Below are 13344 nucleotides of genomic sequence, written 5' to 3'. Positions count from 1 at the left end.
GTTAATGAGCGTTGTTTGTTGCCCCAATCCGCAAGATATGTTCTTTAGCGTATCGATGTTGCCCGTTCGAGCGCTGGTGCAGTTAGGGTGGGTTGCCGCAGTTGTAATTGGCATGGGGGGTGTGAGTGCGATCGCCCCCCTCAGCACTCAAGCCCAAACCATTCCCCAAACCCAACCAAACTCGATTGAGATTGCTCAAGCATCGGCTCCAAGCTCAGCGAATCTGTTATTCGTCAACCCGACTTTGGGCAACGATAGCAATAACGGCAGCAGCCAGCAAAGCGCCCTGCGAACGATTACCCAGGCACTGCAGAATGCACAATCCAACACAGTCATTTTGCTGTCACCAGGAACTTACAGCGCTGAGTCAGGAGAAACCTTTCCACTTGAGCTGAAATCCGGTGTGACGATTCAAGGAGAGCCGGGAGCAAGGGGACGAGGAATTGTGATTCAGGGCGGAGGAACGTTTCTCAGCCGGACTTCTGCTAGCCAGAACGTGACAATTTTGGGCGAAGACGAAGCAGTGTTAACGGGAGTCACTGTGATGAATCCTAACCCTCGCGGTTATGGGCTGTGGATTGAGTCGAGCAGCCCGACTGTGAACAACAATACTTTCACGGGCAGCAGCCACGACGGCATTTCAGTAACCGGAAATAGCGCTCCGGTGATTCGTGGCAATGCTTTTGTTCAAAATGGGGCAAATGGCATCACCGTTTATGGCACGTCTCGTCCGGAAATTCGAGAAAACGTGTTTGAACGAACCGGATTTGGCATCAACGTAAACGAGAATGCAGCGCCGCTAATCGTCGGCAATCAAATTCGTCAAAATCAGGACGGCATTGTGGTGCAAGAAAATGCCCGTCCGACGCTGCGAGACAACGTAATTGAGTCCAACCGACGGGATGGACTGGTGGCGATCGCCCAATCTTTTCCTGACTTAGGCACAGCAAACGAACCAGGCAACAACCAATTTCGTGACAATGCCCGTCAGGACGTAAACGCTAGTGCGACCAGTCAAGAAATTCCAGCATTTGGCAATCAGGTAGCGAGCGATCGCACCACCGGACGAGTTGATTTGACTGGCGTTGCTCCTGCTCCTGTTGCTCCTGCTGCCCGTCCTGTACCCGTTGCACGCCAGCCCCTCCCTGTGCCGTCTGCGATCCCACCTGCAACTTCATCTTCTACAACCTCGTCGGCTCCTGCTCCTGTGAGTCAACCTGCACCCTCCCCCGTTGCCACTCGTCCAACGGCTCCACCTAACTCAGAGGCAGGCTTTTCAGCCTTACCAAATTTAGAATCTGCACCAGCAGTCACACTCTCTCAGCCTCCGACTTCTCAGCCTCCAGCTTCTCAATCTTCAGTTGCCCGACCTCCTGTCTCTCGACCTTCAGCTTCCCAACCTTCCGCCATTTCAGCCCAACCCCCTACTCCAGCAGCAATTCGCCCGAATGTAGCTATTCCCAGCACTGCTGATGCAGTCGAAATTCCGGTACCGCCACCATCAACTCAAGTAACACCCCCTGCTCGGAACCAGTCCCCTGCTCGACCCGGACAGACTACCCAATCTGCTCCAGCTGTCCGACCTGAGCAGACTGTCCGACCTGGGCAAGCTGTCCGACCCCAGGTGCCTGCCCGGACAACTGCGGCAACTGTCCCTGCTACAGATGCGCCAATTGAAATTCCCGTGCTGCCGCCTTCCAGTTCTTCTACATCCGCCCCGGCAGCGCAACCGATGCGAGAAGTTGTGGTGAGCCGTTCACCAGAGCGATCGCCCGGTGCCCCTTCCAACCGGACTGCAACTGCAACTGATGCTCCTATTGAGATTCCGGTGCCCCCTCCGGCTAGCGGTACGCCGACTCCTGCTCAGGCTCCTGTAGCTCCCAGGGCAGCAAATCCGGTGCGTTCTGCCAACCTGTTGCCTGTGCCGAGTGGAAATATTCCAGTTGGCAACATCGGCAGTTTGCCAACTGTATCGGCGGCAAACAGTTCTTACAATCGCACCAGCATCTTGGGCAGTGGCAGCTACAGCGGCGGCGCGGCGTTTGTGCGCTATCGAGTCTTGGTGGAGGCGGATAGTGAGAGTATGCAGTCAGAAGTGCGATCGGTCGTTCCGGGTGCGTTCCGTACCTATGCCAACGGTCGAACGATGATGCAGGCAGGGGCATTTGGCGATCGCTCCCTTGCTGATGAAGCGGCCCAAATGCTGAACAGAAGCGGTTTTAGAGCAATGGTTCAGCCCGTAGACTGAGCCTTGATCTTTGCCAAAACCCTATTTTTTGAGGCAACCTAGTAGGTAAGGGTTACTGACCTGGATAGGGTTAATGGCAAGGAACGAACTCCTCTCTCGCAGCTTTATGTTTCTCAGCTTTGCCACCGCAAGTTTATTGATTGCGGCGCAGTGGCAAGTGGGTTCGCCTGCCTCATTTAGTATTAAACTTCCCGGTTCTGCATCAGAGACAAGGATGCTTGCCGCTCATGCAAACGTTTCGACTGCGGCAGCAAGAACCGTTCGTTTAGTCATCGATTTGAGCGATCGCGAAGTTTCGGTTTACAAACAGGACAAACTGCACGCCACCTACCCCGTAGCAGTGGGGCAGGCAGGTTGGGAAACGCCAACGGGCACGTTTCGCGTGACCGACATGGAGCCTCGCCCAAACTGGCAGCACCCCATTACCAAGCAGGTGATTCCGCCTGGACCAGACAACCCGTTGGGTTCGCGCTGGATTGGCTTTTGGGCAGATGATAGTAGCCAAATCGGGTTCCACGGCACCAACCAGGAAGACGGCATTGGACAGGCAATTTCCCACGGCTGTGTCCGAATGCTAAACCGAGACATTGAAGCGATGTTTGCTCAGGTCGCAGTGGGTACAACTGTCGTCGTTAAGCCCTAAGATGCTTAGCAGAACCCGTTTCTCAAAGTTGCTCCAAGAAAAACTGTGACTCAAACTTACCAGGCTCGAATCTATGTTACGCTTCGCCCTTCAGTTCTCGATCCGGCGGGTACGGCCGTGCAGTCGGGGCTAAAGCATCTCGGCTACGACAACGTTGAGCGCATCAGAATCGGCAAATACGTTGAGCTAACCCTGACCGCCGCAGATGAAGCCTCCGCCAAACAGCAGCTTGATCGGATGTGTGACCAACTGCTGGCGAATCCAGTGATTGAAAATTATCGGTTTGAATTACTAGAAACGGCAGAGGCTAAGAGTTTATGAAATTTGGTGTGATTGTTTTTCCTGGTTCTAATTGCGATCGCGACGTAGCCATGGTGATGCGGGATTTGCTAAATCAGCCAACCCGAATGGTGTGGCATGAGGAAAGCGACCTGTCAGACCTGGATGTGATTATCATTCCGGGTGGCTTTAGCTATGGTGATTATTTGCGCTGTGGGGCGATCGCCCGCTTTTCACCCGCTCTGCAAGCTACCGTGCGTCACGCAGAACAAGGCAAGCTGGTGATGGGAATTTGCAATGGCTTTCAGGTGTTGACCGAAGCTGGACTATTGCCCGGAGCGCTGATGCGAAATCGCGATTTGCACTTTATTTGCGATCGCGTCTCCCTCAAAGTAGAGCGCACCGATCTGCCCTGGACACAGGCATATCAAAAAGGGCAAGTTATTACCTTGCCGATTGCTCACGGTGAAGGCTGCTACTACGCCGATGCAGACACCCTGTCAGCGCTAGAAGCCAACGGACAGGTGCTATTCCGCTATTGCGATGCCTCTAGTGCAGTAACCCCAGCATCCAATTGCAACGGCTCTCTTAACAACATTGCTGGCATCTGTAACCGTCAGGGAAACGTGCTGGGGATGATGCCTCACCCTGAAAGAGCATCCGACCCAGCCTTGGGCAATACAGACGGCAGAAAATTGTTTGAAGGGGTGTTGCTAGGATTGGGAGCGGTTGGAGCGAAGGGATAGGGAACAAATGCCACTTATTCCTCTATCTCAAGCTTCCCAGAACAAACTAAAGCAGGTTCGCCTGATTGCGACCGACATGGACGGTACGCTAACTCAGCAGGGAAAGTTTACACCAAACTTGCTGCAAGCCCTGCAAGAACTGGCGATCGCTAACATCTCAGTTCTCATTGTGACGGGGCGTTCAGCGGGTTGGGTAAATGGACTGGTGAGTTATCTACCCGTTGTAGGAGCGGTCGCCGAGAATGGCGGTTTAGCTTACTTTCAGCCCGATATCAGCGAGATGATTGTGCCCATTTCCGATCTGGTTAAGCACCGTCAAAAGCTAGCCCAGACCTTTGCAGACCTGCAAGCTCACTTTCCGCATTTGCAAGAATCGAGCGATAACCGCTTTCGCCTCACCGACTGGACATTTGATATCCAAAAACTCACCGAGACGGAATTACAGTTTTTGAGCGATCGCTGTCAGGCTCAAGGTTGGAGCTTTACCTATAGCACTGTGCAATGTCACATTAAAACGCTGCATCAGGATAAAGCGATCGCTCTCACTCATGTTTTGCAGCATTATTTTGCTGATGTGCAACCTGAGCAGGTGCTAACCATTGGTGACAGTCCTAATGATGAGAGCCTGTTTGATAGCGATCGCTTTCCCCTCTCGGTCGGTGTAGCAAATGTGCTGCACTATCGCGATCGCCTGATTCATCAGCCTGCCTTTGTTACCCATGCCGCTGAAGCAGAGGGCTTTTGTGAAGTCGCCAGAAACGTGATCGAAGCCAATTGTTGATATCAGGTGTAAGGGCGATCGCGTCAAATGTCCAATATAGTTGTGCTAGTCTTGCAGGGATATATTCTCTGAAGTAGATCGCTTACTTGAATAACTACGAGAAACCGATGAGTCTAAAAGATCGAATTACAGAAGATATCAAAACGGCGATGAAGGCGAAAGATAAGACTCGCCTGGAAACGGTTCGCAGTATCAAAAAAGTATTGCTAGAAAAAGAAGTGAGTGTTCGTCCTCAAGGGCAAACCGAACTAAACGAAACTCAAGAGCTTGAAGTGCTTGCCCAGCTTGCCAAACAGCGACGAGACTCAATCGAACAATATCAAAAGGCTGGACGAACTGATTTAGCCGATCAAGAAGCCCAAGAACTCACCATCATAGAAGAATACCTGCCTCAACAACTCTCAGACGAGGAAGTGAGCCAGGTAATCGATGAAGTAATTTCTAGAACTGGAGCCAGTTCTGCAAAAGATATGGGGAAGGTGATGGGCCCCGTGATGCAGCAACTCAAAGGTCGGGCTGACGGACAAAAAATTCAGGCAATGGTGAAAACTAAACTGAACGGTTAGTACTGTGGTGTCTCTAAGTACGTCAGTTGTTCGCGAACCAGTTGGGCATTTGCTGTGTCACCTGCTTGCTCATAAAGCTCGATCGCCCGTTCGTAGCTCTCTACGATCGCCTCACGCTCTTCGGGACGAAGCTGTTGAGCTTGCGCTTGGAGTACATCTGCCCGGTCTAGATGAATTGCAGGCTGGCTAGAGTCAATCCGAATTGCTTCATCAAAAGCGGCGATCGCTGCTGCATAGTTGCCTTCCTGTCGAGCGGCGATACCCCGGTAATAAGCTTGGTCATAAGCGGTCGCATCAGCAACTACCAGTTCATAGCTACCGCCTGTGCCAGAGAGAGAACGCGCAACCACTTTGTAGGTGCCGCTGGTTGGCAATGTGTAGACAATTGTAGAATTTAGTCCGCGAGCATAGTCGTCGTTATAGGCAATTTCTGCTCCATTGGGGTCGAGCAGTGTCAGCGTCGTATCAAAGTCTGGGCTGGTGACGGTGATCATCACAGACTGTCCTGCTTCTCCAGAGAAAGTATGTTCGCCTTCAGACGAACGTAATGTTCCCTCCTGCTCTAGCAAAGCTTGGGCACGAGCCGGGTACGCAGGTAACAACAATGTGCCACTGAGCAAGGTTGCAGCAGCCATCAATACACCAATTTTTCTGAGCCGGAGTTGGTCAATCATGAAAAGTAGCCTCAAATGAGTCTTGTGATGGTTAGGGGAAATGGATGTAGAGAGTCCCTCTTAAAAAGGCATCGGCTCAGGAGGAGGAGACGACTGGAGAAACTGAACGTAGTCTCGGTAAGACTGAGCTGAGTCCACTTCTCCCCGCTCTTCGTACAGGTCGGCTGCCCGCTCAAAATCAGCGATCGCTGCTTCGGTATTCTCTCCTGTTGCGAGGTAAGCATTGCCGCGATCAATGTAGGCAGAGGGCTCAACCGGGTCAATCTCGATCGCTTCCCCAAAGGCGGCGATCGCCTCAGTAAAGCTGCCTGCTTGATATAGCGTTGTTGCTGAAGCGTAAGCTTGCTCGTACTCTGTCGCAGGATTCACTGTAACCGTGTATGCTCCACCGTTTCCGGCAAAAGAGCGCACAATGACTCGGTACTCACCGTTGCTAGGTAAAGTTGCAATAATTCGAGAATTTAGGCTACCGCCGAAATCATCGTTAAAGGCAATTTCTTGCTCACCCGGACCCACCAGGGCTAAGGTCGTATCGAAATCGGCGCTAGTCAGGTTGATGGTGACTGTTTGACCTTCAGTGCCCGAAAAAGTGTACTCATTTTGGGCAGGTTGAATCGTGCCCTGCTGCCGAAAAATTTCATCAGCGTGAGCTTGACGGGGTAGCGCAAGTAGTGAGCCGCCAAAAGCAACCGTCATCGCCAGCATGAAACCTAGTTTTTTAGGTTGCAGCCATCTGTTCATAAAAACGTACCTTCTAGTTGTGGATTCTGGAGTGTGGATGAATGTGGACTTGAACATAGCCCGGTTCTAGTTACTTCAACAGGAACTGAAGCATTTCCTGATAAATACCGCAGTATAAAGCAGTTCTCGGTTGACGAATCAATATTTCTCGGATAAGCAATCTGAAGCTTTGTTGAGATGGCAATTTATTGTGCTGTGAAGGCGATCGCATATCGGCTTTAAGATAGCCAAAACACTGCTCTACCAGCAGAAAGAGAAATACCCGGTAATCTACCGGGTATTAGGAAGAGAAAAGAAATTACCTTGCAGCTAGCAACGCCCTAATAAGAGTGAATAGACACTCACCCCACAAAGGTGAAAAATTCCTGCAAAACCTCTTAAGCTTTGCGCTTGCGCTGCCAGAGGGAACCTGCACCTAGCGCTCCAAACATTAGCATCGCCAGTGCAGAAGTGGGTTCTGGCACGGAGACACTTGGATCACCAGGTTCACCGGGTTCACCGGGTTCACCGGGTTCCCCAGGTTCACCTGGCTCAGTCGGAATTTGATCCGTGGGAATTTCACCGACAAAGATGCGAGTGCTTGCATCTTCAGAATAGTCTTCTGCGGTAACTTCACCGCTCAGCACGCTGCTTACATAATCTTCAAGAGCTTGCTGGTAGGTAGTGCCCAAGTTGATAAAATCAGCACCACCAAAGGGATATTCATCCCCACCTCTAGCTAAGAAGTCGATTGTTGCAATAGAAATGTTGGGTGCGCCAGAGACAACTTGCCCGTCTTCCACAATCACAGTGCCGTCGTTCAAAATCACAGTCTTGACGCGTGTGCCAGTGGTTGTAATCTCACCTGTTATATCATCTGTAACCTGGGCTGTACCCGTCAGATCATAGGCAAACTTAAATCCAGAGATTTGGGCAAACCGTCCGTCTGTATTTTCAACATTTGAAACAGCATTTTCCAGAATCAGTTTAAGTCGCTCTGCACTGACATCTGGCACGATGCTGACGAAGTTTGCAAACGGCAGAATGTTGAAAGTATCTAACTCTGTAAAATCACCTGCTGAGATGATGGAGTTGTTCCGAAGTCCGCCTCCATTCTGCAGAGCAATGGTAGGAGCCTCAACGCCAAAATCATCTGCCAGGTCTGTGCCTGTTGCAAGTAGGGCGTCAGCAATCAGGTTGCCCAAGTTGGTTTCTTGGGTTCTTACTCCAGGTGTCCCAGCAGTGAAGTCGCCTCGCTGTCCGTTCAAGTCTACTTCGCTGGTTGCCAGGACGTTTTCTGCCAACGCTTCAACAGATTCCTGAACAGGCGCGATCGCCTCCGCTTGTACACTGGGGTCAGGCGCAATCCCATCTTCTGCAAAAACACGAACAGGGCTACCGTTAAAGGAAACTACCTTCCCGGCATCGTCAAATTCAATCTCAAGTTGCCCAACATACTCATATCCTCCTGTCGTCGTGACTACAGGAATCGCATCACCATCAGCATTCGTTGCTTCTAACGGGAAAGGTCCAAAGGGTGCCGTGGTAGTGTCAGCAGGTAACAGAGGGTTGCCAGGATTTGCCAATAGTTCTTGACCGCCCCCAGAGACAATCACATCAATGCCGCTCAATTCTGAGGCAAGCGCTACGTCATTGTTAATGGACTGTAGCTGTGTCGTCAAAATGATTTTGTTAACACCTTGAGCTTCTAGAGCATTAATCTCTGCCTGCACTTCTGCGGCAACATCGTTAGGATTTTCGACAGTTACATTGCGAGGACTGGAGATGAAGGGAAGTTCAGGCGTGATGGCTCCGATGATACCGATTCTCTCTCCGCCTTTTTCGACGATTACGCTACTAGCAACTCGTCCTTGATCAACCAACGCTTGAAGCTGTGGTTCACCGCTGAAGTCTAAGTTTGCTGCCAAGAAGGGCACAGGAGTACTGAACTGATCGCTACTGATGAAGTCAGCCAGAATTTCTGGTCCAAAATCAAAGTCGTGGTTGCCGAGGGCGATCGCATCGTAGCCAACTGCATCTAAGACAGCAGCGTCGTAAAACACGCCATCCTCAAGACTGGCATTGAAAGTTGTTCCTGGCAGAATGTTGTCGCCAGAGGCAATTGTGACGACTGCATCTGTGGTTGCGCTTGCTCTTAGCTGATTAATCAGCGTAGTAAATCGGGCAGCTCCTGCAATCTCACCATTGTCGCCAGCAGGCAAAAGCCTAGACTCAGCATCATTGTTTTGCAGAAGCGTCAGTGTAAACGCCTGCGCCGGATCAGAACTCAGCAAACCGACCAGACTAATGACACCCGCAGTCAAAACTGAGGGTCTTATGAACTTGTAGATAGTCATGAAGTTTCTCCCTATCCATGAATTTGCGGGAACCCTTCATGAAGCTATCGAGTTGAGGTTAAGTAGAGGTGTATTGAGGTTAAGCAAAGACCAAGAGATCAAGAATTTACTTAATCTTTATTCATCTATCTGTAGCTTTACTGCAACTTCACAGAAGTTACTAGACATCCCTATAACCTCACTTGAAGTTCAACTAATCGAGGGTGATCGAGCAGTGTGGTCATTAGGCAGTGTTTTAAAACCTTTTGATTCTCCTTAACCCTCCTTAAAAAGGAGGGAACTAAACCGCTCAGAGTTCTCCTTGAAAAGGGGGAATTAAGGGGATCTTCAAGGTTAGGGCATTCATCCCAGGCTTTTAAAACACGCCCTAGGGAGATTAGTATCAGGTACTCATTACCGCTGAGCCATACTCAGTTGACTTCCCACCAGCCCAAACTAGGACCAAGGAATCGAACCACAACCCAGTAAGCAACCAAAAGACCAATCCCAACCCATGCGCCACGGGTACTGAGGTTGACAAATTGGCGGGCTTGACTCTTTTTGATCGGCAGCCACGAAAGGATATTCTCTTCCTGTCCGTACTTATCCCCCAGAGATTCCTTGCGGCGTTTTGCGTCTCCCATGTCTCTATCCCATCGAGTCTCACTAAACGTAGTCTGATGCTGATAATAACGTTTTGTCAGGAGCGATCGCTGTGGGTAAAGGGAGAATGAAAGTAAAGAAGTTTTGAGTTAATGCCAATTCCCTTTAATGCTGCCTATTTTGAAACGCTAGTCAAACATGGAATAGTCTAGTTGAGTAAACAATCCGGGATCGACATAGTCGATACGGGCGAGGGGACTCAGGGCTGAAAGCACTTGATGTCCGTAACTGCGATGGTTGACTCGGTTGTCGAGCAGGGCAACAACGCCTTGGGATTCACGCACAGGGGCGATCGCCCGCTGCAATTCGCTCAGCGCTTCGGGCAAGAGATAAAGTCGGAACCAGTCTTGGCGATGCTTCTTGTAATAAGCCACTCGACCCGCCACTAGCGGTTCTTCCAAAGAGGGAATCGGTAATGTGGCAATCACCAGCAGATGAGGCGCAGGCAAGACGGCTTGATTTTGTCGCCAAAATTCCCAACCTGTAACCAAAATGCCGTGATCATCAAGGCAAGTTTTTTCAACTTGAACCCGTGAACCAAACTCGGCCGCTAATACTGAACCAACCTGAGCTTTCAGCGGTACATCGCCAATCAGTACAACGGTCAGACCTTGCCCGACCGTGCTGAGTCCTAGAAGCTCTCGCATCTCCTGCATCAGCGCAGGCTGGAAATGAGGTGTGTTAGGCATGGGCAGCCCATCAGGGAGGTAAAGCTGAATTAGCTCATTCTGGCGATCGGGTGAAAACTTGATGCAGGTCAGATCTTCTAAACCGACGCGCTGCCGATACATAGTTGCTTCTGGCTCTAAGTCCAGGGCACCGCCGATCAGCACGACAGGCTGTTTTGTCCAGATGGGGGTTAATGCGGTCGCCACTTCTGCTGGACCACAGTGGAGAGAAAATTGACCTTGCCGTCTAGCAATTTCTGTCCAGGTGAATTGGTTTTCGGACTGCAAGCCTCGCCAGAAGTGATTCCAGGTTTTAGGCAGACAGCGCGATCGCCGCTCATTCTCCTTTTCCTTTTGCTCTGCGACTACACCATCCAGCCCAATAGATGCCGCACTAGCAGTTTGTAAAGCTTCATGTAGCGAGTGCAAAATCTCCAGTTCTGGCGGTTCAACCAGATAGCAATTATAAGGATTAGCAGGATGTTGAAAGATCGAGCGCGTTAGTTGCACTCTGGCATCACGAATCAGTTCTGCCTGGTCAGGGCACGCCAGCATTAGTTGATCCCAATCCTGCGGCTGAATGTTGACGGTCAACAAATCGCGTGCCCAGATTTCTAAATCATCTACGCCGTCTAGAAGGGTGGGAATGCTATCAGGAAAGCGGCCCTGAGCAAACAGCCGATCGGTCAACCAGGACTGAGGAGACGTCAGCAGCAGCCCTTCAAAATCTTTGCTGGGCCAGCGATCGCCCGTCTGAATTGCCTTGTGAGTCGGAATCCACTGTCTCAGGCGCGGAATCTCAACCATCAGGAGCCGCTGCTGTACGACTTCGGGTACTACCAAAATTGCAGAGCCTTGCCACAGCAAAGCAGGCATCAAGTAGCTAAGGCGGTAGCGCCCATGATAGCCAGAAGGAGTCCCCGCTTGAATCAACGCACTCCGCCCCAAGCGCAATGCACGGGCAACTAGCCGAGCCATCGTCAAATGGTGCGGCCAATAGGGTTCGCCCTGCTCTCGCAGGAAAGCGCGGAGTTGCTGGTGGACTTCTACCTCAATCACGAGCCTGGAGTTTTTCCACTAACGAATGAACTTCATTGTGACACAAACCCTAAGACTCGCCATCCGCTACCATTAAGTCCACCTGACTGAATGAGTGTATTCAGATTTTTGTGTAAATGCGGGCATTCTGCCCGCATTTACACAAAAATCAAATCAGTCTCACTGAATGGATTGGTTATGAATATTGGGATTGTTGGGCTGGGTTTAATTGGCGGATCGCTAGCGTTGGATTTGCGGCATCAGCACACGATTTTTGGAGTCAGCCGTCGTCCTGAAACCTGTGAGCAGGCGATCGCCCGTCAAATCGTCGATCACGCCAGTCCCGACTTGGCACTCATGGCAAAAGCAGATGTAGTATTTCTTTGCACGCCACTGGGAGCAATCGAATCTACCGTGACGCAACTGCTCCCTCATCTTTCCTCCAGCACCATCCTCACCGATGTAGGTTCGGTCAAGGGATCGGTGGTCGAGGCGATCGCCCCCCACTGGCAAAATTTCGTAGGCGGACACCCAATGGCAGGCACCGCCGAGAGTGGACTGAATGCGGCTCTGACAGGTTTATTCGTCAACCGACCTTACGTACTCACCCCGATCGACAGTACCCCCGCTAAAGCTGTAGAAACTGTGGCAGAACTGGCGCGATCGCTCCAAGCGCAGGTTTACCACTGTTCTCCTGAAGCTCACGATCGGGCAGTTGCCTGGATTTCTCACCTGCCTGTAATGGTCAGCGCTAGCCTGATTGCGGCCTGCTTGAGTGAATCCCGTGCAGAAGTCTTAGCTTTAGCTCAATCGATCGCTAGTTCTGGCTTTCGAGACACTAGCCGCGTTGGGGGCGGCAACCCCGAATTGGGCAGAATGATGGCGCAATTCAACCAAGATGAACTGGTGCGATCGCTCCACGCCTACCGTCACCAGCTTGATCAGGTCATTACCCAAATTGAGCAGTCAGATTGGGATTCAGTGCAGCAGCTACTCACCCAAACCCAAACCGCCCGTCCTCAGTTTTTGTCAACCTCAGAAAAGGAATAACTTCTACAGCTCATGCAGCGCTGGAAGCAACTCCCTGTAATTCGTCCAGTCGAGTCAGCACTTCAGTGCTGTGAATTGCTGGCTGTACGCCAATGTAGCGCTCCCGCAAAATGCCTTCTTGGTCAACTAAGTAGGTGTGCCGCAGCGAAACGTAACCCAGCCAGGAACCGTATGCCTTGCTAACTGCACCGTCTACGTCAGCCAACAGCGGGAACCGCAGACCCTCAGCGTCACAAAACTCAGCATGAGAATCGACATCATCGGCACTGATACCTAAAATCTGCGTATTCCTTTCCTGATACTGAGGTAGATCTTGCTGAAACCGACGCGCCTCTAACGTGCAACCGGACGTGAAATCTTTGGGATAGAAATAAACTACAACCCACTGCCCGCGATAGTCAGATAGCGAAATTTCACCATCACCTGTATTGGTTGGCAAAGTAAATCCTGGGGCAGGCTGGTCGAGCGGTGGCTGCGTTCCGCCCAAAGCCAGGGCAGATGGTGTAAAGCCGAGAGTGATTAGCGTGAAGCAACAAACAAAGAGAAGATGGAGCAGAAGGCGACGCGACATGGGCAAGGGGTGAGCAAATCACAACTGTGGGGTTAAGTTAACATAATTTTACAGAAAGCTAGATGACTTCCACAGTTGATAAGTTTTTTAGAAGAAGTTGCGCGTTTGTTTGATCAACAACTGGGCTGATCTTCTAAGTAAAGAGATAGAACTTACTTAGATGGCGATCGCCATGCCACAAACTCAGCCATCAGTTAATATCTTTAACACCGTGCATCTGCCATATAGCCGCCCATACAGCAACCTCCAAAAGGTTGGTGAGAATAAAAGAGGCTTGATTTGCCCAAATTTTCATAAGCCATCTCACAAATCATTTAGGGCTGCTATAGTTTGTGAGATGAATCAGACCTTAGGTGAAAAT

At 50.9% G+C, this 13344-nt stretch carries 13 protein-coding genes; 7 read left to right on the top strand and 6 right to left on the bottom strand.

All coding sequences use genetic code 11. From position 1 onward, the window contains the following. Positions 1-4 precede the first annotated feature (4 nt). From H6F93_RS26970 to H6F93_RS26945, 6 genes are all read left to right on the top strand, one after another. On the top strand, positions 5-2248 hold the full coding sequence (locus H6F93_RS26970) for a DUF1565 domain-containing protein (RefSeq protein ID WP_199314059.1): 2244 nt from the start codon (positions 5-7) through the stop codon (positions 2246-2248). Positions 2249-2321: 73 nt separating this feature from the next. Next, complete coding sequence (locus H6F93_RS26965; protein WP_190687638.1) at positions 2322-2891, top strand: L,D-transpeptidase family protein; 570 nt, start codon at positions 2322-2324, stop codon at positions 2889-2891. A gap of 45 nt (positions 2892-2936) precedes the next feature. Further along, positions 2937-3212 carry a phosphoribosylformylglycinamidine synthase subunit PurS gene (gene purS / locus H6F93_RS26960; RefSeq protein WP_190641402.1) on the top strand — a complete coding sequence of 92 codons (276 nt, stop codon included), beginning with the start codon at positions 2937-2939 and terminating at the stop codon, positions 3210-3212. Then, the gene (purQ, locus tag H6F93_RS26955) at positions 3209-3916 is read left to right on the top strand and encodes a phosphoribosylformylglycinamidine synthase subunit PurQ (RefSeq protein ID WP_190687636.1); all 708 of its coding nucleotides are present in this window, start codon (positions 3209-3211) and stop codon (positions 3914-3916) included. Before purS ends, purQ begins: the two co-directional genes overlap by 4 nt. Positions 3917-3923: 7 nt before the next feature. Then, positions 3924-4697: an HAD family hydrolase gene (locus H6F93_RS26950; RefSeq protein ID WP_190687634.1), complete on the top strand. Its 774-nt coding sequence runs from the start codon at positions 3924-3926 to the stop codon at positions 4695-4697. Between the two features lie 107 nt (positions 4698-4804). Continuing rightward, positions 4805-5263, top strand: a complete 459-nt coding sequence (locus H6F93_RS26945; RefSeq protein WP_190641405.1) for a GatB/YqeY domain-containing protein — start codon at positions 4805-4807, stop codon at positions 5261-5263. Here the strand turns inward: H6F93_RS26945 and H6F93_RS26940 are convergent. The 5 genes from H6F93_RS26940 to H6F93_RS26920 all read right to left on the bottom strand — a co-directional run bounded on the left by H6F93_RS26940 (position 5260) and on the right by H6F93_RS26920 (position 11383). After that, entirely contained in the window at positions 5260-5937 is a 678-nt protein-coding gene (locus H6F93_RS26940; protein WP_190641406.1) for a PPC domain-containing protein, read from the bottom strand. The two genes, H6F93_RS26945 and H6F93_RS26940, sit on opposite strands and share 4 nt — an antisense overlap. A 60-nt stretch (positions 5938-5997) precedes the next feature. Then, a complete protein-coding gene (locus H6F93_RS26935; protein ID WP_190687631.1) occupies positions 5998-6678 on the bottom strand; it encodes a tetratricopeptide repeat protein in 681 nt (226 codons plus the stop codon). 377 nt (positions 6679-7055) lie between these two features. Further along, entirely contained in the window at positions 7056-9014 is a 1959-nt protein-coding gene (locus H6F93_RS26930; protein WP_190687628.1) for a bifunctional metallophosphatase/5'-nucleotidase, read from the bottom strand. Positions 9015-9424: 410 nt separating this feature from the next. Further along, the gene (locus H6F93_RS26925; protein WP_190687625.1) at positions 9425-9637 is read right to left on the bottom strand and encodes a DUF2839 domain-containing protein; all 213 of its coding nucleotides are present in this window, start codon (positions 9635-9637) and stop codon (positions 9425-9427) included. Between the two features lie 147 nt (positions 9638-9784). After that, a complete protein-coding gene (locus tag H6F93_RS26920) occupies positions 9785-11383 on the bottom strand; it encodes a helicase C-terminal domain-containing protein (protein WP_190687622.1) in 1599 nt (532 codons plus the stop codon). A 177-nt stretch (positions 11384-11560) separates the two neighbouring features. Between H6F93_RS26920 and H6F93_RS26915 the strand changes: the two genes are divergently transcribed. Beyond that, a complete protein-coding gene (locus tag H6F93_RS26915; protein ID WP_190687619.1) occupies positions 11561-12412 on the top strand; it encodes a prephenate/arogenate dehydrogenase in 852 nt (283 codons plus the stop codon). A gap of 10 nt (positions 12413-12422) precedes the next feature. Here H6F93_RS26915 and H6F93_RS26910 read toward each other — a convergent pair whose 3' ends face one another. Continuing rightward, a complete protein-coding gene (locus tag H6F93_RS26910) occupies positions 12423-12983 on the bottom strand; it encodes a peroxiredoxin (protein WP_190687616.1) in 561 nt (186 codons plus the stop codon). Between the last annotated feature and the right edge of the window lie 361 nt (positions 12984-13344).

Origin of the sequence: Leptolyngbya sp. FACHB-671, assembly GCF_014695745.1 — a bacterium.
Taxonomy (GTDB): domain Bacteria; phylum Cyanobacteriota; class Cyanobacteriia; order Elainellales; family Elainellaceae; genus JAAUTN01.
Note: the sequence above shows the minus strand (reverse complement) of the source record. Positions and strands in the feature narration are given on the sequence as shown.